The organism is Micromonospora parva (genome assembly GCF_040649675.1).
Taxonomy (GTDB): Bacteria; Actinomycetota; Actinomycetes; order Mycobacteriales; family Micromonosporaceae; genus Micromonospora; species Micromonospora parva.
In genome coordinates, this window is the sequence record NZ_JBEZFX010000004.1 from 449317 (window position 1) to 472371 (window position 23055).

Annotated in this window: 24 protein-coding genes; 12 read left to right on the plus strand and 12 right to left on the minus strand. The window is 71.0% G+C overall.

What is annotated here, in order from left to right; genetic code table 11:
- Positions 1–11 precede the first annotated feature (11 nt).
- Positions 12–434, plus strand: coding sequence for a hypothetical protein (locus AB0C03_RS13325; protein ID WP_030330344.1), 423 nt, complete (start codon positions 12–14; stop codon positions 432–434).
- A gap of 32 nt (positions 435–466) precedes the next feature.
- Here AB0C03_RS13325 and AB0C03_RS13330 read toward each other — a convergent pair whose 3' ends face one another.
- The 3 genes from AB0C03_RS13330 to AB0C03_RS13340 all read right to left on the minus strand — a co-directional run bounded on the left by AB0C03_RS13330 (position 467) and on the right by AB0C03_RS13340 (position 2769).
- Positions 467–1396 carry an LLM class F420-dependent oxidoreductase gene (locus tag AB0C03_RS13330; protein WP_030330345.1) on the minus strand — a complete coding sequence of 310 codons (930 nt, stop codon included), beginning with the start codon at positions 1394–1396 and terminating at the stop codon, positions 467–469.
- Between the two features lie 66 nt (positions 1397–1462).
- Positions 1463–2500 (minus strand): hypothetical protein, encoded by a 1038-nt coding sequence (locus AB0C03_RS13335; protein ID WP_030330346.1) that lies wholly within the window; start codon positions 2498–2500, stop codon positions 1463–1465.
- Positions 2500–2769: a hypothetical protein gene (locus AB0C03_RS13340; RefSeq protein WP_030330347.1), complete on the minus strand. Its 270-nt coding sequence runs from the start codon at positions 2767–2769 to the stop codon at positions 2500–2502. Before AB0C03_RS13340 ends, AB0C03_RS13335 begins: the two co-directional genes overlap by 1 nt.
- A 535-nt stretch (positions 2770–3304) precedes the next feature.
- On the opposite strand from AB0C03_RS13340, the gene AB0C03_RS13345 reads away from it, so the two are divergent.
- Positions 3305–3736 (plus strand): carboxymuconolactone decarboxylase family protein, encoded by a 432-nt coding sequence (locus AB0C03_RS13345; protein WP_051708279.1) that lies wholly within the window; start codon positions 3305–3307, stop codon positions 3734–3736.
- 145 nt (positions 3737–3881) lie between these two features.
- Here the strand turns inward: AB0C03_RS13345 and AB0C03_RS13350 are convergent, their stop codons facing one another.
- On the minus strand, positions 3882–4430 hold the full coding sequence (locus AB0C03_RS13350) for a TetR/AcrR family transcriptional regulator (protein ID WP_030330349.1): 549 nt from the start codon (positions 4428–4430) through the stop codon (positions 3882–3884).
- 223 nt (positions 4431–4653) lie between these two features.
- On the opposite strand from AB0C03_RS13350, the gene AB0C03_RS13355 reads away from it, so the two are divergent.
- A complete protein-coding gene (locus tag AB0C03_RS13355) occupies positions 4654–6078 on the plus strand; it encodes an aldehyde dehydrogenase (RefSeq protein WP_357636709.1) in 1425 nt (474 codons plus the stop codon).
- A gap of 46 nt (positions 6079–6124) precedes the next feature.
- The gene (locus AB0C03_RS13360) at positions 6125–7564 is read left to right on the plus strand and encodes an MFS transporter (RefSeq protein WP_357636712.1); all 1440 of its coding nucleotides are present in this window, start codon (positions 6125–6127) and stop codon (positions 7562–7564) included.
- Positions 7565–7794: 230 nt separating this feature from the next.
- On the opposite strand, the gene AB0C03_RS13365 is transcribed toward AB0C03_RS13360, so the two are convergent.
- Positions 7795–8814: an aldo/keto reductase gene (locus AB0C03_RS13365; protein WP_030330352.1), complete on the minus strand. Its 1020-nt coding sequence runs from the start codon at positions 8812–8814 to the stop codon at positions 7795–7797.
- A gap of 172 nt (positions 8815–8986) precedes the next feature.
- Between AB0C03_RS13365 and AB0C03_RS13370 the strand changes: the two genes are divergently transcribed.
- From AB0C03_RS13370 to AB0C03_RS13380, 3 genes are all read left to right on the plus strand, one after another.
- The gene (locus tag AB0C03_RS13370; protein ID WP_357636716.1) at positions 8987–9454 is read left to right on the plus strand and encodes a GNAT family N-acetyltransferase; all 468 of its coding nucleotides are present in this window, start codon (positions 8987–8989) and stop codon (positions 9452–9454) included.
- Positions 9455–9463: 9 nt separating this feature from the next.
- On the plus strand, positions 9464–9943 hold the full coding sequence (locus AB0C03_RS13375; RefSeq protein WP_357636719.1) for a hypothetical protein: 480 nt from the start codon (positions 9464–9466) through the stop codon (positions 9941–9943).
- Positions 9944–10018: 75 nt separating this feature from the next.
- The gene (locus AB0C03_RS13380) at positions 10019–11242 is read left to right on the plus strand and encodes an MFS transporter (RefSeq protein ID WP_357636722.1); all 1224 of its coding nucleotides are present in this window, start codon (positions 10019–10021) and stop codon (positions 11240–11242) included.
- Between the two features lie 6 nt (positions 11243–11248).
- Here the strand turns inward: AB0C03_RS13380 and AB0C03_RS13385 are convergent, their stop codons facing one another.
- Together AB0C03_RS13385 and AB0C03_RS13390 are read right to left on the minus strand one after the other, a co-directional pair.
- Positions 11249–11647 (minus strand): HD domain-containing protein, encoded by a 399-nt coding sequence (locus AB0C03_RS13385; protein ID WP_357636725.1) that lies wholly within the window; start codon positions 11645–11647, stop codon positions 11249–11251.
- 29 nt (positions 11648–11676) lie between these two features.
- Positions 11677–12852: an epoxide hydrolase family protein gene (locus AB0C03_RS13390; protein ID WP_210865411.1), complete on the minus strand. Its 1176-nt coding sequence runs from the start codon at positions 12850–12852 to the stop codon at positions 11677–11679.
- Between the two features lie 125 nt (positions 12853–12977).
- Between AB0C03_RS13390 and AB0C03_RS13395 the strand changes: the two genes are divergently transcribed.
- Together AB0C03_RS13395 and AB0C03_RS13400 are read left to right on the plus strand one after the other, a co-directional pair.
- Positions 12978–13922, plus strand: coding sequence for an RNA polymerase sigma-70 factor (locus AB0C03_RS13395; RefSeq protein WP_357636729.1), 945 nt, complete (start codon positions 12978–12980; stop codon positions 13920–13922).
- An 82-nt stretch (positions 13923–14004) separates the two neighbouring features.
- Entirely contained in the window at positions 14005–15192 is a 1188-nt protein-coding gene (locus tag AB0C03_RS13400; protein ID WP_210865410.1) for an NAD(P)/FAD-dependent oxidoreductase, read from the plus strand.
- A 30-nt stretch (positions 15193–15222) separates the two neighbouring features.
- Here the strand turns inward: AB0C03_RS13400 and AB0C03_RS13405 are convergent, their stop codons facing one another.
- The 4 genes from AB0C03_RS13405 to AB0C03_RS13420 form a co-directional block, all read right to left on the minus strand.
- Positions 15223–15525, minus strand: coding sequence for a hypothetical protein (locus AB0C03_RS13405; protein ID WP_210865409.1), 303 nt, complete (start codon positions 15523–15525; stop codon positions 15223–15225).
- Between the two features lie 152 nt (positions 15526–15677).
- Positions 15678–16562, minus strand: a complete 885-nt coding sequence (locus tag AB0C03_RS13410) for a hypothetical protein (protein WP_210865408.1) — start codon at positions 16560–16562, stop codon at positions 15678–15680.
- 40 nt (positions 16563–16602) lie between these two features.
- Complete coding sequence (locus tag AB0C03_RS13415; protein ID WP_357636734.1) at positions 16603–17322, minus strand: hypothetical protein; 720 nt, start codon at positions 17320–17322, stop codon at positions 16603–16605.
- 94 nt (positions 17323–17416) lie between these two features.
- On the minus strand, positions 17417–20188 hold the full coding sequence (locus AB0C03_RS13420) for an AfsR/SARP family transcriptional regulator (protein ID WP_210865459.1): 2772 nt from the start codon (positions 20186–20188) through the stop codon (positions 17417–17419).
- A gap of 147 nt (positions 20189–20335) precedes the next feature.
- Between AB0C03_RS13420 and AB0C03_RS13425 the strand changes: the two genes are divergently transcribed.
- Positions 20336–20956: a dihydrofolate reductase family protein gene (locus AB0C03_RS13425; RefSeq protein ID WP_357636737.1), complete on the plus strand. Its 621-nt coding sequence runs from the start codon at positions 20336–20338 to the stop codon at positions 20954–20956.
- Positions 20957–21073: 117 nt separating this feature from the next.
- Positions 21074–21505: a hypothetical protein gene (locus AB0C03_RS13430; RefSeq protein WP_357636740.1), complete on the plus strand. Its 432-nt coding sequence runs from the start codon at positions 21074–21076 to the stop codon at positions 21503–21505.
- Between the two features lie 11 nt (positions 21506–21516).
- Here the strand turns inward: AB0C03_RS13430 and AB0C03_RS13435 are convergent, their stop codons facing one another.
- Complete coding sequence (locus tag AB0C03_RS13435) at positions 21517–22224, minus strand: cytidylate kinase family protein (RefSeq protein ID WP_357636849.1); 708 nt, start codon at positions 22222–22224, stop codon at positions 21517–21519.
- A gap of 104 nt (positions 22225–22328) precedes the next feature.
- On the opposite strand from AB0C03_RS13435, the gene AB0C03_RS13440 reads away from it, so the two are divergent.
- On the plus strand, positions 22329–22970 hold the full coding sequence (locus AB0C03_RS13440; RefSeq protein WP_030330367.1) for a hypothetical protein: 642 nt from the start codon (positions 22329–22331) through the stop codon (positions 22968–22970).
- The last annotated feature ends 85 nt before the right edge of the window (positions 22971–23055 follow it).

Genomic DNA, 23055 nt, shown 5'->3' on the forward strand with positions numbered 1-23055 from the left:
ACCCTACGCCCATGAGCAGCTACCGTGATCCGGCCGCCCGAGGTGACGTCTACCCCTCCGAGGAGGAGCTTGACCCGACCGGTACCGGGGTCGAGCAGGCCAGCGCACCGCCGGCCGACGGGTTGCCGAGTCACCCGTCCCCCACACCCGGTCCCCGGCCCACGCCGGCGCCCGCGCCCGCCCCGACACCGGTGCCGACGCCCGGTCCGCCACCGCGCGCCCCCGGCGCCCAGACGATCGTGACCCGTCACCTGGACGGCTCGGTGGAGGTGGTCACCGACCTCGACGGTGACGGCGTGGCCGACGTCGTCCAGATCGACGTGGACGGTGACGGTGTCCCGGACATCACCTACGTCGACAGTGATCGTGACGGGCGGCTGGACACCGTGCTGGGCGACCCGGACGCGGTCGGGAGCGGCGCCCACCGGGCCTGACCGGCGGCGTCGCTCCCCACCATCCGCCCGGCTCAGAGCTTCGCCATCACCTCGCTGGCGACCAGCTCCAGGTGCTCCAGGTCGCTGAGGTCCAACACCTGAAGGTAGAGCCGCTCACTGCCGATCTCCGCGTACCGGCCGATGGTGTCGAGCACCTCGGCGGGAGTCCCGGCCAGACCGTTGGCCCGCAGCTCGTCCGGTTCGCGGCCGATGGCCGCGGCGCGGCGGGCCACCTCGGCGTCGTCGCGCCCACAGCAGAGCACCAGCGCGTTGGACCAGACCATGTCGGCCGGGTCCCGGCCGATCTCGGCGCAGGCCGCGCGGACCCGGTCGAACTGCGCCGCCGTGTCCGGCACCGAGGCGAACGGCAGGTTGAACTCGTCGGCGTAGCGGGCGGCCAGCCGAGGGGTGCGCTTCGGACCCGTCCCGCCGAGCAGGATCGGTGGGCGCGGCTGCTGCACCGGCTTGGGCAGGGCGGGCGAGTCGCGGACCGGGTAGTACCGGCCGTCATGGTCGAACCGCTCCCCCGCCGGGGTGGACCAGAGCCCGGTGATGACGGCGAGCTGCTCCTCCAGCCGGTCGAACCGCTCGGCGAGCGGCGGGAACGGCATGCCGTACGCGCTGTGTTCCTCGGCGTACCAGCCGGTGCCGATGCCCAGCTCCACCCGGCCGCCGCTCATCTGGTCGACCTGCGCGACGGTGATCGCCAGCGGGCCGGGCAGCCGGAAGGTGGCGGCGGTCATCAACGTGCCGAGCCGGATGCGGCTGGTCTCCCGGGCCAGGCCGGCGAGCGTGGTCCACGCGTCGGTGGGGCCGGGTTCGCCGCTCACGTCACCCATCATCAGGTAGTGGTCGGAGCGGAAGAACGCGCCGTAGCCAGCGTCCTCGGCGCACCGGGCGACGGCGAGCAACTGGTCGTAGGTGGCGCCCTGCTGGGGCTCGGTGAAGATCCGAAGTTCCATGATCCGAGCATAGGGTTCCCCGGTCGGCCCGGCCGGCGCTATGCCGACCGGACCGCCGGCGTCAGCTCAGACGTACGGCCGTTTGGCGTACGCCTCGCGGAGCGCCGTCAACCCGGGCGCCTTCGGCGTCAGGGTGCCCCAACCGGAGTTGAAGTAGTTGGTCCGCACGATCCGTGGTCCACGCTCGGCGTTGAGCTGGGCGATCGCCGCCGGCACGGTGGCGATCCAGGCGGCCTGGTTCGGGATCTCGGCCACCCGCACCCCCCACTCGGCGATGATCACCGGTCGGGACAGCGCCACCGGGCCGAGATCGGCCACCGCCCAGTCCTTGGTGCGACGGAACCGGGCCAGCGCGGTGTGGCTGGCGTTGGTGGCGTACGCGTTCCACTGGAGATAGTCGAGGCGGGACATCAGCGACTCCGGGTGGGTGCGCTGGAAGCAGGCCCTGTCGAAACCGCCGAGCCCCACCGAGAAGGTCGTGCCGGCCGGCAGCGTCCGCGCCTTGAACCACGTGAGGATGTAGTTCATCGCCTGCACCGCCCGCGCGTCCGACTCGGCCCAGCTGTACGCCTTGCCGTCCTCGGTGGTGCCGAACTCGTGGTCGGTGTCCAGTTCCGAGGCGAGCTGGATGTTCACCCCGAAGCCGAGCGTGCGGTACTGCGACAGCGCGCGGGCCAGCAACCCGTCGCACTGCCCCTTGATCACCTGCCCGTACCCGTACGCCCTCGGCCAGGTCGTGCCGGGTCGCTGCTGGATGGTCATCGTCGGTGCCGGCACGGTGTAGCTGGTGCCGTCCACCGAGAAGCTCTGCGTTCCGTAGTTCGAGGCGCCGTAGTGTTTCAACTCCAGGACCATGTTCATCTGCACACCGGCCTTGCCCAGGTTGACCAGCCAGGGCCGGTTGTAGCCGGGGAAGATGTAGCCGTCCGCGAGGCTGCGGTACTGGGTGAGTGACCGGAAGTTGCCGCCGGCCATGTCGGCGGTCGGATCGGCGCCCCCGGAGAGGTAGTAGCCGCCGAGCACCGGTTGTCCCAGGCTGTAGTCGGCGGCGGCCGTCGCGGTGTTGCCGGCGGCGTCACGGACCTGGACGGTGACCCGGGGCATCACGCCACCGACCGATACACGGCCACGGAGCCGTTGTCGGAAACCCGGGTCCAGGTACGCCCGGAGTTGTCGGAGACGGTCACGGTGAGTGGGTCGATGACCGCCGTGACCTTGACCGGCGCGCTGCTGTTGCCCTGCGCGTCGGTGACCACGATGGTGACGGTCAGCGGCTTGGTGTCGGCGTCCGAGTAGGTCACGGTCAGCAGCATCTGGTCACCCGGCGCGAAGACGGATGCGTTCAAGGCTGCGGTCGCGGTGGGAGCGGCCATGTCGGGCCCTTTCTGGCTCGGTCGCCAGGGCTCGGCGCGCGGTCGAGCGACGCCGGACCCCGGCGGGGTCCACGGTGCGAAAGGCCGGCGGGGCACGGGGGCGGCGGCACGGCCGGCGGACGGCGTTGCCTGACAGCCGACGGTGCTGACGTCCCTGTCCCGGTGGGCGGAGGCACCGCTGCGGGCGCCCGCAGGGTGTCGGTGGCAGCCTCGGCCTGTCGTACGCGCGATCGGAGCGGCAGCTGTGCCGTGACCGTCGCGGCTTCGAGGCCGGGCTGGGTGAGGGCGGCACCGGTACGGACGATCTTGTCCGAACCGGGCCGGAGGATCGGGATGTGGCCCGCCACCCGTCTACCTCCACCTGCCCCAAGAGTGCTCTACCAGGGGCTTTACCGTCTTGTCCGAATTGCGACAAGGCTCCGGTGGGGCTCGGCGCGACGGTTACTCGGGCGGCATGCCGCGTACGGCCCTTCAGTCACGTTTCGAAATGCCAGATATCGTCTACTTCGTCCTTGTGCATGGAAGAGTGAGCACCATGACGACGAATCATCCGGCATCTGCGGCGACAGACCCGGGGTACGCCGCCGCGCTGGACACGGCTGAGCGTCTGCTGGGCTTCCGCTTGGAGCGCTTTCTTGGCGCCACCCCTGGTGAGCCAGCCAACGGCGCAGACTTCAAACGGATCGCGACGATGCACGCCTTCGGCGACGTCTGGCCGCGCACCGAGCACCTGGATACACGGACGCGGGCACTGGTGTCCGTCACCATCGCGGCGACGCTCGGTGTCCTGGAGCCCCTCCGTGGTCAGCTGCGCATCGCGCTCAACGCCGGCGCCACCAAGGAAGAGATCGCCGAAGTCTTTCTTCAGGTCGCGGCCTACGCTGGCGTAGCACGCGCGTTCGACGGCTACCAGGTCGCCGCCCAGGTCTTCGCCGAGAACCCCGAGCCCTCAGGCCCTGGTAAGTAAGGTCCCCCGCAGGACCTGATCACCCACCGCCGGGACCGTTACGCGGAAAGGCTCATTGGGCGGCTGAACGACGAGGTGAGCGAGCCCACGCCGTGCGGGGACGGACCCCAGCGACCCATCCGTGCAGACGCTCAGTGCCTGCCCGTCAGCTTCGCCCGACGCCGCGCAACAGCGCGTCGACGACCAGGTCGGCGGCGGGTGCGGCGGCCAGGTCGGGAAAGTTTTCCGCGGTGGCGTTCACAAGTTGGTCCAGCAGCGTCCTGACCCAGCCCGGTGGCAGGTCGGCGCGGAGTAGCCCCTCGTCGGTGGCGCGCTGGATGAACCGGTCGAGCCGCTCGCCGAGTTGCTTGCTCCGGGCCGCGGCCTCGACGTCCATGTTCATCATTGGCTTGAGGACCTGGATCGACCACCGCCGGATGACCGGGATGATGCCCTCCACATAGCGGTGCAGGGCCACCGCGACCGGTGCCTCCGTCAGCCGGGCGTCGTCGAGCGCGCGCTCGGAGGCGTCGAGCTTGGCCTGGTAGACCCCGGCGAGCAGGGCCTCCCGGGTGGCGAATCGGCGGTAGACGGTGCGCCGGTCGACGCCGGCCGTGGCAGCGATCGTGGCGATGCTGGTGGCCGGATCCTGCGCGAGCAGCCGAGCACCCACGTGGAGGACCGTGTCGAGGTTACGGGCTGCGTCGGCTCTCATAGTGCCGTCAATTCTACCCCTGTGTGGCAGGTCACGCCGCTAGTTGCACACGTTGGTGGCGAAACCAGAGATAAGCGCTACGGTTTTGTGGCAGCTAGACATACGACGCGCCACATCGTTGTGCCCCCCGATGATCGCGGCGCGGAACGCGTACGCGGCGGGGGCGGCAGTCCGGACGCCGATTACGAATCGGCCCAAAACCTGCAATAAGGGAGTAGTCACTGTGATCGTTCACGACAAGCTCTACGTTGGTGGCCAGTGGGTAGCGCCCGCCGAGGGCGGCCTGCTCGACGTCCACTCGCCACACGACAAGTCGCTGGTGGGGCGGGCCGCCGAGGCCTCACCGGCCGACGTCGACCGAGCGGTCGCCGCCGCGCGGAAGGCCTTCGACGACGGGCCGTGGCCCCGGATGACGCCGCGGGAACGCCAGGCGGTTATCGCCCGATTCAACGAACTACACGCGGCGCGGGCCGACGAACTGGCCGCATTGATCACTTCGGAGAACGGCTCCGCGTCGTGGTTCACCCGGTGGACGCTGCACGCACTGGCGGAGCAGACCGGCGCCTACCTGAGGGCCGCCGAGGCCTTCGGGTGGGAGGAACGGGCAACCGAATCCGGCCCGCTGATCCGACGCGAGCCGGTCGGTGTGGTCGCCGCGGTCATCCCGTGGAACGCCCCGCACCAGTCGGCACTGGTGAAGATGATTCCGGCGCTGCTGGCGGGCTGCACGGTCATCCTGAAGGCGTCGCCCGAGACCGCGCTGGACGCGCTGGTGCTGGGCGAGATCTTCGAGCAGGCTGGGCTGCCGGAGGGCGTGGTCAGCATCCTGCCGGCGGGCCGGGAGACGAGCGCGTATCTCGTCGCGCACCCCGACGTGGACAAGGTCGCCTTCACCGGATCGACCGCCGCCGGGCGCACGATCGCGTCCGTGGCGGGCCAGCAGCTCAAGCGGGTGAGCCTGGAGCTGGGCGGCAAGTCCGCGACGGTCATCCTGCCGGACGCGGACCTCTCGGCCGTGGTCGAGGGACTCAGGTTCCTGTCGTTCGGCAACAACGGCGAATCCTGCGTCGCGCACACCCGCATCCTGGCCCCGCGCAGCCGCTACGAGGAGGTCGTCGAGGCCGTGAAGACCATGACGGAGAGCCTCGTCGTGGGAGACCCCGCCGACCCGGGTACGTGGATCGGCCCGATGGTCCGCGCCGACCAGCAGCAGCGGGTCCGGAGCTACATCGAACTCGGCATCTCCGAGGGGGCGCGTCTCGTCACCGGCGGTCCCGAGGTGCCGGAGGGGCTCGAGGGCGGTTACTACGTACGGCCGACGGTCTTCGCCGACGTCGACAACGGCATGCGCATCGCCCAGGAGGAGATCTTCGGACCGGTCCTCGTCGTCATCGCGTACGAGGACGAGGACGACGCGGTACGCATCGCCAACGACTCCCCGTACGGGCTCGGCGGTGGGGTGTGGACGGCCGACGTCGAGCGTGGCCTGGCGCTCGCCCGCCGGATCCGTACCGGCTTCTTCACCGTCAACGGCGCCGACCCGGGCTTCGACGCGCCCTTCGGCGGCTACAAGGGCAGCGGTATCGGCCGCGAGTTCGGAACCGTCGGCCTGGCCCAGTACGTGGAGCACAAGACCATCGCGGTCTGAGCAGGACCGCTGTCTGCTCCCGACCACCGAGAACTGGAGTCTTTTCGTGGCTCGGACCACCACCCGTACCCCCTACCGGATCACATTCGCCGTCCTCGCGGCCGGCGCCGGTTTCTTCGCGATGCTGCAGTCGCTCGTCAGCCCGGTGCTGTCGACGATCCAGCACGACCTGCACACCTCGCAGAACACCGTGACCTGGGTGCTGACGGCGTACCTGCTCTCCGCGTCGGTCTTCACGCCGATCCTCGGACGGATCGGTGACATGGTCGGCAAGGAGCGGATGTTCGTCGTCTCCCTGGTCGCGCTCATCGCCGGCTGCCTGCTGGCCGTCATCGCACCGAACATCGGCGTGCTCATCGTGGCCAGGATCGTGCAGGGTGTCGGTGGTGCCGTCTTCCCGCTGTCGTTCGGGATCATCCGGGACGAGTTCCCGGCGGCCCGGAGCACGGCGGCGATCGGGGCGATGTCGGCCCTGCTCGCCGCCGGCGGGGGACTGGGCACCGTGCTCGCCGGGCCGATCGTCGGCGCCTTCGGCTATCGGGGGCTCTTCTGGATCCCCATGGTCGTGCTGATCGCGACGGCCGTGGCGGCGCACTTCCTCATACCGAAGTCGCCCGTACGGACGCCGGGCCGGATCAACTGGCTCGCCACCGTACTGCTGTCCGGGTGGCTCGTCGCGCTGATGCTGGCGGTCAGCAAGGCCCCGGCGTGGGGTTGGACCTCGGGTAGGGTACTCGGTCTCCTGCTCGTCACGGTGCTCGTCCTCGCCTCCTGGGTGATCACCGAGACCCGTTCGACCAACCCGCTCGTCGACATGCGGGTGATGCGCCTGCCGACGGTGTGGACCACCAACCTGGTCGCGCTGCTCTTCGGCGCGGGCATGTTCGCCATCCTCGCGTTCCTGCCGCAGTTCGTGCAGACTCCGACGGTCGCGGGCTATGGGTTCGGGGCCAGCGTCACCGAGGCGGGGCTGTTGCTGGTGCCGATGCTCGTCGCCATGTTCCTGACCGGCATCGTCAGCGGCCGGATGGAGCGGATTCTCAGCGGTAAGGCACAACTCGCCGCGGGCTCCGCCTTCAGCGTGGTCTCGTGCGCCCTGCTCGCCGTGGCCCACGACGCACGCTGGCAGATCGTGGTCGCCTCGTCCGTGTTCGGGGTCGGCATCGGCCTGGCGTACGCGTCCATGACGAACCTGATCGTGCAGAACGTCTCGGCCGCGCAGACCGGTGTGGCGGCGGGGATGAACGCGAACATCCGGACCATCGGTGGATCGATCGGGGCGGCCGTGATGAGCAGCATCGTCACCGGCCACCTGCGTCCGGACGGTCTGCCGTACGAGTCCGGGTTCACCCACGGGTTCGAGATGCTGACCGTCACCTCGCTCGCGGCAGTGGTGGCGGCGCTTGTCGTGCCCGCCGTCCGCCGAGCGTCCCGCACGGGCGAGAGCGGTGTGGCACCGGCCCCGCTGGTCGCGCGGCGCCCGTAGGCGAGGGCGCGTCCGACCAGCGGGCGGCGGACACAGCGACCAGGCGGCTCCACCGACCCACGTACGCCTCGTACGTGTCACCGTTCGCCCACACCGGCTGCACCATCCCGGACCGATACGACAGGCCAGGGGCCGTCGGTGCTGGCGTTCAGTCGAGATGGTCGGCGGGGCGGTCTGGAGCAGCCAGACCAGCGGCGGGACCAACGGCGCCGCCCACCGCACCCGTTGGCTCAGCGACGCCGCAGCGCCGGGTCGAGCAGGGCGGGCGGGGTGTCGAACTTCTCGCCTGCGGCGAGGTCGACCCCGGGTGCGACGATCGCGTCGATCGCGTCGAGCACGTCGGCCGGGAGCACGGTGTCCGCGGCGGCGAGTTGGGCGTGCAGGTGGTCGATGGTGCGGGGGCCGATGATCGCGCTGGTCACGGCCGGGTGCGCGGTGACGAACCCGAGTGCGAGCTGGATCAGGGTGAGCCCCGCCTCGTCGGCGACGGTGGCCAGCTGCTCGACAGCGTGGAGTCGGGCCTGGTTGGCCGGGATGCTGAGGTCGAAGCGGGCGGGCAGGATCGCCGAGCGGCTGGTGGTGATCTCCCGGCCGGCGCGGATCGCGCCGGAGAGCCAGCCCGAGGCGAGCGGGCTCCAGGCGAGCACGCCGAGCCCGTACTGCTCGGTCACGGGCAGGACGTGGGCCTCGATCCCCCGTTGCAGGATCGAGTAGCTGGGCTGCTCCGTGACGTACCGGCCCAGGTGGTGCTCCCTTGCAGCCCATTCGGCCTGGACGATGCGGTACGCGGGGAAGGTCGAGGAGCCGAAGTAGCGGATCTTTCCCGCCCGTTGCAGGTCGGTCAGCGCCGACAGGGTTTCCTCGTCGCTGGTGGTCGGGTCCCACCGGTGGATCTGGTAGAGGTCGACGTGGTCGACGCCGAGGCGGCGCAGGCTGTTGTCCAACTCGGTGACCAGCCAGCGGCGCGAGCTGCCCCGCTGATTGCGCTCGTCGCCCATCGGCATGCCGGCCTTCGTGGCCAGCACGATGTCGTCGCGACGGCCGGCGATGGCTTTGCCGACCAGTTCCTCCGACTCCCCCTGGCTGTACATGTCGGCGGTGTCGATCAGGTTGATCCCGGCCTCCAACGCGGCGTCGACGATCGCCGTCGCCTCGCCCTGGGTGGTGTGCCCCAGTTTGCCGAAGTTCATTGCGCCGAGCACGAGGGTGCTGACCTGGACGCCGGTGCGCCCGAGGGTGCGGTACTGCATGACTGTTCCTCCACGGAAGGTTGAGGTGACACTGGCCCACCGGCTCTGACATCCTGAGCAAGTGGAACCACGTTCCGCTACGAACGATACGGAACGCTGTTCCGTTTGACAAGTGACGGAGGCGACGGCGGGGTGGCCGGCGAGGGCGCCGGGCCGCGATAACTTATTGATCATGGCGGACTGGGAGCTTCGGCCGGCTTCGGCGGCGGACGTCGAGGCGGTGGCCGAGTTGCGGGCGGTGGTGCTGCGTGCCGACCTGGAGCGGCTGGGGCGGTACGACGACCAGCGGGTGCGGCAGCGCCTGCGGGACGGTTTCGCGCCGGCGTACACCTGGGTTGTCGAGGTGGACGGCGCGTTCGCCGGCTGCGTGGCGCTGCGACCGGACGGGGACGCCCACTGGCTGGAGCACTTCTACCTGGCCCCACGGTTACAGGGCGGTGGCATCGGCACGGCCGTGCTGCGCGAGTTGCTGGAGCGCTGCGATCGCGACGGCACCCCGGTTCGCCTGAACGTGCTGCGGGGCAGCCCGGCCCGACGACTGTACGAGCGGCACGGTTTCACCGTCGACGCCGAGGATCCGGTGGACGTCTTCCTGGTCCGCGCGCCCAGGATGATCAGCGCCGAAGGCCTGTCAATGTAACGTTGACACATGACGTCGGAGCTGGCGCGGTTGGCGGAGGTGCGCGCCGCCCGCGCTCGCCTGGACGAGCGGGAGCTGGAGATCATCGATCGGGCGCGCCACGACGGTGCGACCTGGGCGCAGATCGCGACAGCCCTCGGCCTCGGCAGTCGACAGGCCGCCGAGCAGCGGCGACAGCGGCTGGTGGCGGCGCGGTGGTCGCGGCGGCAGCAGCTAGACCTCCGGCTGCCTCCGCAGGTCGCGGCACTGCGGACGGCGGTCGCCGACCTTGCCCGGTGGATCGGCGCCGATCAGCGGTGGGACAACCGTTTTCGCCGCGCGGCTCTGGTCCGGAGCACTGTGGAGACCGCGTTGGATGCCGCCCCGGGCTCGCTGTACGCGCTGGCAGTGCACCTCGCCACCGACCTCACCGAAGCGGGCGAGCGACTGCCCGCGCCCGCCCGAACCGCGGCAACCACGATCAATGCCGCCTTGTCAACGGAGCGTTGACAGGATCGAGCAGCATTGCGCGCACTCAGCTCACGCTTGAGGATGTGAGTCACCTCGACTCAACTCGGAGCGCTCATGCGTCGCAACGCGAGCCTGTTCGTGGCGATCTCCCTGCTGTCCGGCTTCGGCAGCAGCGCGATGTCACTGGTCAACGGCATCTGGATCCTGGACCTCACCGGCTCCACCGGCCTCGCCGCCCTCGCCGGGCTCTGCGTGTACGCCCCGGTGCTCGCCGGGCCCTGGCTGGGCGGCCTGCTCGACCGGGTGCCCCGGCGACCGCTGGTCATCGCCGTCAACCTCCTGTTGGCAGCCGCCCTGCTGACCCTGCTCACGGTGCGGGGGCCCGGGCAGACCTGGCTCATCTTCACCGTCTCGTGCGCGTACGGCGTCAGCTACGTGCTGATCGACGCCGGCGAGACGGCGCTGCTGCCGTCGGCGCTCGCACCCACTGAACTCGGCGACGTCAACGGGTGGCGCTCCAGCGCGCAGGAGGGCATGAAGCTCGTCGCTCCCCTCGCCGGGGCCGGCCTCTACGCGTGGCGGGGCGGTCCCGCCGTCGCCGTGCTCAGCGCCGCGATGCCGATCCTGGTCGCCGTCCTGTACGCGGTGCTCCGGCTGCGCTGGACGCCCGCCGACCAGCGGATCGAACCCGGCGGCGGCCCGCGTACCGGATTGGTGGCCCTGTTCGGAGAGCGGGCGACACGTCTGCCGGTCGTGCTCGCCGCGGTGTCCATCGCCATGTCCGGCTTCACGACGGCGGGGATCTACGCGATCGTCGTGACCGAGCTGCGGCTGCCGACGACGTTCCTCGGTGTGCTGGCCAGCGCGCAGGGGGCCGGTTCGATTCTCGGTGGCCTGATCGTCGGCCGGCTCATCGCGGCCCGGGGTGCCGTTGCCGTCGGTGTCGCCGGCACGGCGCTGTTCGCGCTCGGCTGCCTGGCACGTTGCCTGCCGTGGTGGCCGGCGACCGTCCTCGGGGCGGTGGTGGCCGGCGTGGGCCTGCCCGCGACCCTGGTCGCGGCCGTCACCGCCGTGCAGACCCACACGCCGGCGGCGCTGCTGGGACGGGTCGCCGCGACGGCCAACACCGCGATGTTCGGACCGCTCGTCGCGGCGATCCCCCTCGGCTCCGCTGCCGTGCACCTGGGCGCCCGCCCGCCGCTCGTCGTCGCCACGGCGATCTGCCTGACAGCAGCGGTGGCCGCCACGGTCACCCGTCGGTCGACGGCGCTCGGCCAGACGCCGACCATGCCCGCCCCGCCGCACCGGAAGGCCGGAACGAGCCCGGCGAGCCGCTGACCGCTGTCACCCGCGTACCGGATGGGTTGCCTGGAACGCGAGCCGAAGGTCCGCGTCGGCGGCGATCCGGTCGAGGATGTCGTCCAGGTCGAGGAAGACCGACTCGTAGCCGGCGGGCTCGTGCGCGGACCCGGGACCGGACAACTCCTCCGGGTGCCGGACCTTGCCGACGTCGTGGGTGGCGGCCCCGAAGAGCACCGCCTCCCGGTCGAACGGGAGCTGCGGGAACCGGACCGCCACCGCGTCGGTGAGCTGCGCGGCGACCTCGTGCACGGCCCGCAGGTGCGCGGCGAGACGCGGCGGCGCGTGCAGGGTCTCCAGCAGGGCGACGACCTGCTCGGGCAGGGGCCGCAGCGGCGGGTCCGCGGGTGCGGTGAGGGCACGGCGCAGCGAATCGGACGTCACCGCAGCAAGGGTACGACCAGCACGCTCGATCACGTGATCGCAGCACCTGCGCGCAGCGGCCGGAAGAAGGCGCGCAGGTCGGCGATCAGCAGCTCCGGCACCTCGAGCGCGGGAAAGTGCCCACCGCGATCGTGCTCCTTCCAGTACCGGAGGTCCGGATAGCGGCGGGTCACCCAGCGCCGGGACGGCCGGGGCAGCTCGGCGGGAAAGATCGAGGCACCGACGGGTACGCGGACCTGAGTGGCGTCTTCGCCGCTGATCCACCCGGACACCCGGTCGATGCTCTCCGCGTACAGGCGTGCTGACGATGCCGCCGTCCCGGTCAACCAGTACAGCGTGACCTGGTCCAGGATCTGGTCCCGCGTGAGGCCGGCGGAAGGGCCAGCGGGGTCGGTCCAGCTGATCAACTTCTCGCCCATCCAGGCGCACAGGCCGGCCGGCGAGTCCAGCAGGGCGTACCCGACGGTCTGCGGCGCGGTGCGGTGGGCTTCCGAGTACGCCGAGCTGGACACGCCGCGTCGGCGCAGGTGAGCCAACGCTTGGCGCTCGGCATCGGTGAGGTCCTCGGCGGCGGCCGGGTCCGGTCCCGCGAGCGGCGGTACGAGGTGAACGCCGGCCACGTGCTCGCCGTCCAGTGCCCCGAGGAGGCTGGAGACGCTGGTGCCCCAGTCGCTGCCGGCGGCTCCGTACCGGGTGTAGCCGAACGCCGCCATGATCTCCGCCCACGCGGCGGCTATCCGTTCGATGCCCCACCCAGGGCGGATGGGTTTGCCACTGAAGCCGTACCCGGGCAGCGACGGGATCACTACGTCGAAGGCGTCCTCGGCGGTGCCGCCATGGCTCAGTGGGTCGGTGAGCGGCTCGACCAGGTCGACCAGCTCCAACACCGAGCCAGGCCAGCCGTGGGTCAGCACCAGCGGCATCGCGCCCGGGTACGACGACCGGGCGTGCAGCACATGGATCGTCAAGCTGTCGACGGTGACGAGGTACTGCGGGACCGCGTTGAGCCGCGCCTCGGCGGCCCGCCAGTCGTACGACTCTGCCCAGTACCCGCAGAGGCTCCGCACCTCGTGCAGGGGTATGCCGTGTGTCCAGCCGGACGCCGTCGCCGCCTCGGGCCAACGCGTACGCGCCAGCCGAACACGCAGGTCAGTCAGCTCCGACTCCGGCACGTAAATTCGATAGGGTTCGACGTCGACGGGCATGCGGGTCCTTAGCTGCCGAGCGGTGCTGACGGCGACACCGGAAGTCCTCAGTCTTCCATGATCGACGCTGTCGGGTACGCCGTCGATCGGCCGGCGAGGTCGCGGGCGTGGTTGACTATCGAACCATGCCGCTCAGTCCGGACGAGGTGGAGCTGTTCGAGCGCTCCAGGGCCCGCCTGGAGGCGATCGCCTATCGCCTGCTGGGCTCGGCCAGCGACGCGGAGGACGCCGTCCAGGACACGTTCCTGCGCTGGCAGGCCGCCGAGCGGGAGCACGTCGAGACGCCCGAGGCGTGGCTGACGAAGGTCCTCACCAACGTGTGCCTCAACCAGCTCACCTCGGCGCGGGCCCGGCGGGAGACCTACGTGGGCACCTGGCTGCCCGAACCGGTCCTCGCCGGGGACCGGATGCTCGGCCCCCTCGACACCGCCGAGCAACGCGAATCGGTCTCGATGGCGGTGCTCACCCTGCTGGAGCGGTTGTCGCCCAACGAGCGCGCGGTGTACGTGCTGCGGGAGGCGTTCGGCTACTCGCACGGTGAGATCGCCGAGATCCTCGGCATCACCGAGTCGAACTGCCAACAGACCTACCGGCGCGCCAAGCAACACGTCAGCGCCGAGCGGGCCCGCGCGGAGGTCGACCGGGCCACCGCCCGGAAGATCGTCGCGGAGTTCCTCACGGCGGCGAACAACGGCGAGATCCAGCGGCTGGTCGAGTTGCTGACCGACAACGTGACGAGCACCGCCGACGGCGGCGGCAAGATCCCGGCCCGGTCCGCGCCGATCGTCGGCGCACTGGCCGTGGCGAAGTTCCTGCGCGGCCTGTTCAAGCCCGCCGACGTCAAACGGGACCTGGTCGGCGGCAGCCCCGCCCTGCACGTCGCCACCGCCAACGGCGCTCCGGCGGTGGTGGTCGTGGTCGACGACCGGGTCATCGGCGTGATGTCGCTGCAGGTGACGCCCGAGGGGGTCACCGCCATCCACAACCAGGTCAACCCCGACAAACTCGGCCGCGCCAGCCGGCAGTGGTCCGTCTCCGAGCACGAGGATCCCGCCCTGCACGTCTGGTGATCCAGCTCATAGCCCGCTCCTGTCAGGAATCGGGGCGCTGTCCGGTTCAGGAAGCGACCACCACCGAGACAGGAGTGCCACCATGAAGCACCGCATCGTCGTCCTCGGAGCGGGCTACGCCGGAGCCATGGCCGCTGGGCGCCTCGCCAAGCGGTTGCACCCCGGCGACACCGAGATCACCGTCGTCAACGCCGACGCGGATTTCGTCGAGCGGGTCCGCATGCACCAACTCGCCATCGGGCAGGACCTCAAACCCCGCCCGCTGAGCGAGATCTACGCCGGCACCGACGTCACGCTCCGGTTGGCGCGGGTCACCGCCGTCGACGCCGACCGCCGGACCGTCGCGCTCGCCGACGACCACGGCACCGACGAGATCGCCTACGACACGCTCGTCTACGCCCTCGGCAGCACCGCCGCCGACCATGGCGTCCCCGGGGTCGCCGAGCACGCGTACGACATCGCCGGCAGGCCGTCGGCGCTGCGGTTGCGCGACCGCCTCGCCCACCTCGCGGCCGGCGGGACCGTGCTCGTCGTCGGCGGCGGCCTCACCGGCCTCGAAGCGGTCACCGAGATCGCGGAGGCCCGGCCGGACCTCCGTGTCGCGCTCGCCGCCCGCGGTGGTCTCGGTGACTGGCTCAACGGCAGGGCGCAGCAGCACCTGCGCGGCGTCTGCGACCGGCTCGGCATCACCGTGCACGAGCACGCCGACATCGCGCGGGTCGAGGCGACCGGCGCGCTCACCCGCGACGGTCGGGAGATCCCGGCCCAGGTGACAATCTGGACGACCGGCTTCGCCGTGCACCCGATCGCCGCCGCCACGACCCTGGCGGTCGCGGAGACCGGGCAGATCATCGTCGACGACAGCATGCGGTCGGTCTCCCACCCCGAGGTGTACGCGGTGGGCGACGCCGCGATCGCCGCGGGACCGGGCGGCAAGCCACTGCGCATGTCGTGCGCCTCGGGCATCCCGATGGCCTGGCAGGCCGCCGACGCCATCGCCGCGCGGCTCACCGGTCGGACGAAGTTCCCCAAGGCCCCGCTGCGCTACTTCAACCAGTGCATCAGCCTCGGCCGCCGCGACGGCATCATCCAGTACGTCACCGCCGACGACCGGGCCAAGCCGGCTCTGCTCACCGGGAAGCTGGCGGCCCGCTACAAGGAGATCGTCTGCGCGGGCGCCGCCTGGAGCATCTCCCACCCGGTGCTGTACCCGGTCCGCCGCCACCGCGTCGTCGCGACCCGATCGGAGATCCGCACCGGCGTGTCCTGACCCGGTCGCGGACTCCTCGGCGGAGGCTACTCACTCCTCCGGCTGTTGATCCGCCCCACCGGACTCAGCCTGGCGCCCGGCCAGCCAGACGGCGTGCTCCTTGAGCAGGTATCCGATCCAGTAGACCGCGAAGAGGATCAGGAAACACGCGAAGAACACCCCCGAGACGATGCTCGCGATGATGAGTGCTTCCCGGCCGTCGCCCGCCCCGTGCGCGGCGAAGGCAACCAGGCCCAGCACGAAGAAGAGGACCATGTAGAGCGGCAGTGTCGAACTGTCCGCCGGGTGGGACGAGCGGGACGGCCACGGGAGGCGAGGGTCGCTGCTGATCACCTGAGGAGTATCGGGGCACGCCCGGTTCGCGGCTGTCCCTGCCGGACACGCGCTGGCGCTGTCGCCGGTGACCAGCAGCCGCGGGCATGCGGTCCCGCTCCGCCTCGACCGGTGGGGTCGATCCGGAGCGGGACCGTCCGACGGCCTACCCGTCAGAACCCGCCCCATTGCCGGGCCGAGCATTTCCAGGTCTTCCCGCCATCCTGCGAAACGCAGAACACCAGGATCTTGCCGAGGATCGGCAGGTTGAGGGTGAAAAGGTGCCCCTTGGTCTTCGCGTACACGACACCGGACTTCTCCGCGATGTCCGCAAGCGCCCACCCGGGATCCGGCCCGTCCACTGTCGCCACCCGCCGCAAGGACTCGACGTCCTTGCCGTCGAGCAGTGCCTTGATCTCATCCGCCGACGGCTCACCCTCGCCGACCAGGGTCTCCACGGTGTCCGGGCCGTCGACGGCGACGCCGTTGGCCTTCTCGAAGGCAGCCTTCGTCTCGCCGATCGTGGTGCCGCCGGCCAGGTCGAGGGTGAGGATCAGGTCGCCCGTCCGGCGCGACAGCAGGCATTCCCAGATGGACTTGCCCGACGCGACGCACATCGTCAGGCACCACTCCCGGCCGTCGGGGGCGGACGACGCGAAGAGCAGTGAGGTCGCCGTCGGGCTGTCGCCGGTGCCGTCGTACGTCCCGTCGGCGAGGTCGGCCATGGTCGTGCCGAGGACGCCCCGGCTGCCCGCAATCGTGCCGACGACAGTGACACCGTCGACCTCCTTGCCGGTGGCCAGCGCTTCGAGCTCGTCGCCGGTGAGGTTCCGCCCGCCGGTGTCGACGGCCAGCACCTTGTCCAGGTCGCCGACGGGCCGGCCGGTCAGCTCCTCGAACCGTTGCAGCATCGTCCCCGGCGCACCGGGGTGGTCGGTGATCGTCGTCCGGGCCGCACCGTCGGCGGCCTGCGACGGCGCGTACGAGGCGGTCAGCCCGACGATCAGGGCGGTCGTGACGACGGTGACGCGCCTGGTGATGTCCCGCAGAGTTGTCATCTTCTTCCCCTCACTGTCTCGATGAGCACTGTCGGTCGGGCTACCAGCGGCACGTGACGATGTCGCCGACGTCGTTGGGGGATCCCCAGTCGCAGTGGTCGTCGATCCACTCACCGATCTCGCCGACCGTGTCGACGATCCAGGCGAACACCGACTTGATCGCTCCCCAGAGGCTGAAGTAGACGACTGTCGTCTCGGGTGTGCCGCCGGCCTCGTCGATGATCTCCTTCGTCGACATGGCGGCGTCCGGCTTCTCGACGATGTCCAGCACCCGTACGCCGGTGTCGTCCTTGCCCGCCAGCAGCGCCGCGACCTGCTCCGGGGTCCGCTGCTTGCCGTCGTCGACCGCCACGATCGCGCGGTCGACGAACACCTCCCGGCTGCCGCTGACGGCCTGGGCGATGCCGGCGATCTCGCCCACTGTGAGGTCGTTGCCAAGCGCCGGGCCGGTGAACCGCCGGACCGACACGGCACCGGCCGGGTCGACCTGAATCTCACCGGCCGTGATCATGTCGTCGGCCGCGAAGGGCGCCCAGCCGAACGTCCACAGTCCGCCGACGCAGCGGAACGCGCCGTACTCCTTGCCTTCGGGCGCTGTCTCGGTACGGACGGTTCCGCCGCGTTCGTCGACGTGCTGGACCACGCAGTCGGCGCCCTTCCGCGGCGGCTTGACGGTCTGGGCCACGGCGGCGGAGGACATGGCCAGCACCGTCGCGCTGGCCACCCCGATCACCGCGAGGCGGTGTGCCAAAAGACTCATCGAACGCTCCATTCCTGGTGCGGAAGAAACTGGTGTCCGAAGAGTGCCGGGCCGCGCTGAAGCGGCCCGGAAACGGCGCTGAAAGCGGGGTACGTCAGTGCAGTCGACTCGCGTCGAGCTGGTCGAGGTTGGCGCGGATCGAGTCGGCGTCGGCATCGCCGAGTTCGTCGAGGATGGTCAGGGCCCGCCGCCAGGCGGCACGGGTGGCACCGAGGTCACCGAGCGCCCGGTGGCTGCCGCCGAGGTTGACGTACGTGCTCGCCTCGGCGTACCGGTCGTGGACCTGCGTGAAGAGTTCGAGGGCGTGCTCGTAGCAGGCGATCGCCCGCCGGTCGTCACCGAGCTGGTGGTGGGCGTGGCCGAGGCTGTCCCAGGTGTCGGCCTGCCCCTGGACGTCGTCCACCTCCTGCAACATCCGCAGCGCCTCACCGCACGAGGCAAGGGCGCTGTGGTAGTTGCCGAGCAGCGCCTCCTGCCAACCGACCGCGTTGAGGGTGTAGCCCTGACCCGCCCGGTTCCCCGCCGACCGGAACAGGGCCAGCGCCCGCCGGGAGTGGGTGAGCGCCTGCTGGTGCTGGCCCTGCCGCTCCGCCAGCTGACCAAGGTTCAGGCAGGTGTGTGCTCGTCCGGCGTCGTCGCCGACGTCGGTGAACAGGTCGAGCGCCCGCCGCAGGTGGTCGTCGGCCTCGTCGTACCGTCGGAGCCGGGAGCAGGCGAGACCAAGGCTGCGGTGCGCGTGGCCCTGCCCGGCCTGATCCCCGATGCGGGACGCGGCGGCCAGCGCGATCCGTTGCGTGCCCAGCCAGTCCTGCCAGTGCCCCTGCCGGTGCAGGAAGCCGGCCATGGCCCAGGCGAGCCGCCAGGCGTGCCCCTCGAACCCGGACCGCGCCGCGAGCGGCACCGCGGCGAGCAGGACGGGAACCTCGGTGCTGAACCACGCCCCGGCGGCCGACCGGTTCCGGGGTCGTTCCGGCAGCACGCCCGCGCGGGGCGGCGGGAGACTGATCGCGCTGAAGTGCGGGTGCAGTGCGAGGTCGGCGGCGTGCGCGGTGTGCAGGCAGTGGTCGAGCAGCCGGTGCACGGCGGCCCGCTGCTCGGCCGGCGGCTCCGCCTCGTCGGCGAGGCTGGCCGCGTACGCGCGCAGCAGGTCGTGGAACGCGTAACGCCCGTACGTGTGCTCGGTGAAGAGATTCGCCCGGGTCAGCTCGGTGAGCAGCGGACCGATCGCCGGCCCGTCAGCGCCGGCCAGGCTTGCCACGGCCGGGGCGGACACGTCCGGGCCGGGATGCAGGCTCAGCAACCGGAACAGTCGGGCAGCGGGTGGGCTGAGCGTCCGGCACGACCAGGAGAAGACCGCCCGGACGTCGGTGGCCTCGTCACCCGCGTGGAAGGCGTCCAGGTCGCCCAGCTCACCGGCGACGGCGGCCAACGAGAACTGCCGGTTGGTGGCGGCTCTGGCCGCCACGATGGCCAGGGCGATGGGTAGCCGCGCGCAGCGGTCGGCGATGTCGTCGGCCGCCGCGGGTTCGGCGGCGACCTGACGCTCGCCGAGCCGACGGACCAGCATGTCGCGGGCCTCGCCAGGGCTCAGCAGATCGAGGGGCACCGGCTGGGCGCTTTCGGTGACGACCAGCGGGATGAGCTGGTCGCGGCTGGTGACGATCGCGAGGCAGTGCGGTGAGCCGGGCAGCAGCGGCCGGACCTGTTCGGCGTCGCGCGCGTTGTCCAACACCACCAACAGGCGCTTGCCCGCGAGCGTCGTGCGGTACAAGCTCACCATCGCGTCCGGGTCGCCGGGCATCCGTGCCGCCGGAACACCGAGCGCCTCCAGGAAGCCGTGCAACGCCCGCGCCGGGTCGGTCGGTGTGGCCGCCGGGTCGAAACCCCGCAGGTTGACGTAGAGCTGCCCGTCGGGAAAGCGTGTGGCCGCGCGGTGCGCCCAGTGCACGGCGAGCGCTGTCTTGCCGACGCCGGCGGTCCCGGAGACCACGACGGCACCGCCCCGCTCGACGAGCGCGTCGAGGGCGGCCAGCTCCGCGGTGCGCCCGGTGAACGTCGGTACGGGAGGAGGCAGCTGCGCCGCCACCGGCGCCACAGCGGCAGCGGCGGGTGCGGGCGCGGCGATGGCGGTGTCCTGGCGCAGGATGGCGCACTCCAGGTCCCGCAGTCGCGGACCCGGGTCGATGCCGAGGTGCTCCCGCAGGTTGTCGCGCAGCCGTCGGTACGCGGCGACCGCCTCGCCCTGCCGGCCGTCGCGGTACAGGGCGAGCATCAGCTGAGCGTGCAGGTGCTCGTCGAAGGGGTGCTGTCGGACGAGCCGTTCCAACCCGGGAAGGAGCCCCGCGTGCTCGCCGACGGACAACCGGGCCTCGACGAGCGACCGTTCGGCCTCCAACCGCAGGCGTGCCAGGTGTTCCGCCTGCTCCTCAAGCCACGCCGACCCGGCCACGTCGGCCAACGGTGGACCCCGCCACAGCGCCACCGCCGCCGTCAGGTGCTTCACCTGCTCGTGGCCGTCCGTCGACCGCCGGGCCAGCTCGATGAGGCGTTCGGCGACCTGCACGTCGGTGGAGTCCGGCCCGGTGTCGAGCAGGTAACCGGGCTGGCGCGCCACGATCGATCCCGGCTCGCCGAGCACCCCGCGCAGATAGGAGACGTGACGCTGCAACGTGTTCGCCGCGGTGGCCGGCAGGTGGTCGCCCCAGACCACATCGATGAGCCGGTCGACGCTGACCACCCGGCCCACGTGCAGCGCCAACGTCGCCAGCACCGCCTTGCGGCGCAGGCCGTTCACCGCCTGCGGACTGCCGGCGACGACCACCTCCACCGGCCCGAGCAGCCTGACGCGCACGCCAGTGCCAGCCATTGAGATCACCAGGTCAGGCTATTCCTGAGCCCAGCGAGCTCGGTCTGTTCGTCGCGCACTGGACACGATCCGCTGTCGAGCCCGGCAGCACTCGGCCCACGCGTCGTAGGCTGACCACTCGCCCCTGAGTCGTCGATGGAGAGCGCAGTGACCACACGCAGCGGCAAGGTGATCGCCGACCAGACCATCTCCGCCGACGGGTACTCGGCCGGTCACAACCAGACCGAGGAACGCCCGTTCGGCGACGACGGCGGTGACGGCTGGGGCGCGGGGCTGCACTCCTGGATGTTCGACGCCGCCGACGAGAACCGGGCCGAACTCGACCAGACCAGAGCCGCCTCAGCGGTCATCATGGGGCGCAACATGTTCGGCCCGGTGCGCGGCGCGTGGGACCGGCAGTGGAACGGCTGGTGGGGTGACGATCCGCCGTTCCACAAGCCGGTGTTCGTGCTCACCCATCACGCGCGTGAGCCGCAGCCGATGGAGGGCGGCACCACCTTCCACTTCGTCACGGACGGGATCGAGTCGGCGCTCGCGCAGGCGCGCGCGGCGGCCGGCGACGGCGACGTCCTGATCCACGGCGGCTCGACCACCATCAACCAGTACCTCGCCGCCGGTCTGGTCGACGAGCTGCGGCTGCACATCGCGCCGCTCACCCTCGGCACCGGCGTACGGCTGTTCGAGGGTGTTCCGCCACTGAACCTCGAACAGGTGACGGCGCGGGCGGCGAGTTCGGTGCTGCACGTGACCTACCGCGTGCTGAAGTGAAGCCGTGCGCCACCGCGTGAATTGCTCCGGGGGTGGTGACGGTGGCGCGCGTCGGTCGCATCGACGGCAGCGAACGCCTGCGGCGTGGTGTGCATCGACCGTTGTAGGGTGCCCGCCGTGGGATACACAGTGTCACCGTCAGGCCGTCTGCACCTCCCGGAGTCGGAGGACGCCGCCGCGGCCATCGCCGTCCAGGCCGCGCTGGCTGAACGAGGTGACTGGTACGGGCCGGACGGGTTTCCGTCCGATGGCACGCTGGTCGACCTCGCGGAGGCGGCCCGCGCCTCCATCGTCCGCGACGGGGACTGGATCGAGTTCGGGCACGACGACGAGGGCGATCCCAAGTGGTCGGACCGGGCAACCGCCTTCTACGTCGCGATTGCACCGTTCGTTAGCGAGGGCACCGTGGAGATCGAGGGTGAGGACGGGGCCCGCTGGTCGTACACCTACGCGGACGGGCAGGTGACCCAGCGAGGTTGGAACGGGTGGGATGGGTCCGTCGAGCCGTTTGGCGACTACGTGGAGCACCCGGCCTCGGATCACTCGTAGCCGCGACTCCCTCACCGGCCGCCCGGGGTTTCGGTGAACGGATCTTCTCGGCGGGCGGTCTCCCAGACCGGTCGCTGCGGCTCGTCGTTGTGCACGACGATGTCGGCGTGCTGGGTCGGGCAGGCCGTAGCGAAGTAGAGCTGCTGAGAAGGGATGTAACGCTCGCGCCAGCGTCGTTCGACGTCGGCCCGAGGTGACACCAGCCGCTCCCGGATGACGGCACGATCCACTGTCTTCTCCAGTGCCGTGGACACGAAGATGCGCAGGTCCCACCGATCGACCAACTCCGCGCGCAGGAGGAAGACGCCGTCGAAGACGAGCACGGCGTCGGGTGGGGCGGTCGTGACCGGCGGGGACAGCACAGCGTCCGCGGCGCGGTCGTAGACCGCGTGTTGGAAGCGCCGATCTCCGCCCGGCCCGAGCGGGTCGAGCAGGACCCTTTTCAGCGCGTCGTTGTCGTGGGTGTCGTGGTAGCAGCCTTCGGCCGAGTACTCGCCGCGCGGATAGCGTTGTGCTCGGGGGAAGAGCAAGTCGTCGATCGAGGCGCGGATGACGTCGCGGCCCTGGTCGCGCAGGACGACGGCCAGTTCGTCGGCGAGGGTGGTCTTGCCGGCGGCGGGTGGTCCGTCGACGGCGACCCGCGTCGGGTGCGCGACGGTCACGGACCCGACCGCCTCAGCCAGGCGGTGGATCAGGTCGTCGCGGGTGCCGTGGGCCAGGTCTGCTGGTTCTCGTCTCACATCGCTCCCCCACCGTCCGTCGACGGCCCGCGAACTGGATGCGAATCCCTGTCACAGTGGGTCACATCACGTATGGTCGTCCGATGGTCGCACGGTTGCTGGCGTACCTCCGCCCCCCGCTTGTCGTCTGCGGACACGTGGTGGCACTGGTGTTGCTCGCCCTGGACGCGCGCCGTGAATGGAGTGCGTACGGGCTTGTCGTGCTTCTCCTGCTGCTTGGTGCGCTTGCCGCGATACCGGCGGCGCTGGTCGACTCGCCGAGGTTCCGGCTGGTCAGCCTGGCCGCACAGACCGTCGGAGCCGGCGTCGTCGCGTTGGGTCTGCACGACTCGGCCGACAAGCGGGCGCTCTGGGTGTACGTGCTGTCCGCACTGGTGGCGGTGGTCTCGCCGACCAGCCGGCCGGGGCTTGGCCGGATGACAGTGATCGGCGTGGGGTCGGCAGTGGTGCTCACCGTCGGCGTGTCAGCTCCGGCACTGGCCTGGGGTGGTGGTCAGCCCGAAGCGGTGGTGTGCGTGCGGCAGGGGGAATCCGCTGACGAACTGGTGCGCGAGAGCCACCGCTTCGACCCCGACGGCGTGGTAGCAGGCTTCGGGTCCGAAGGGCCGCAGGCACCGTGCCTGGAGGTGCTGTTCGATCCCGGTGCCACCGCTGGCGACGCCGCCGACGTCGTCCGCCGCTACTCCGTGGACCCGAGGGTCTCCTCCGTCAACCGGACGCGCTGACGCTGGAGGGTCGACTGTCTGGGCGATTCCGTGGTGTGGCGGGCGGGACTCGGACCCCCACACCGCTCCCGACGCGCGGGGAACC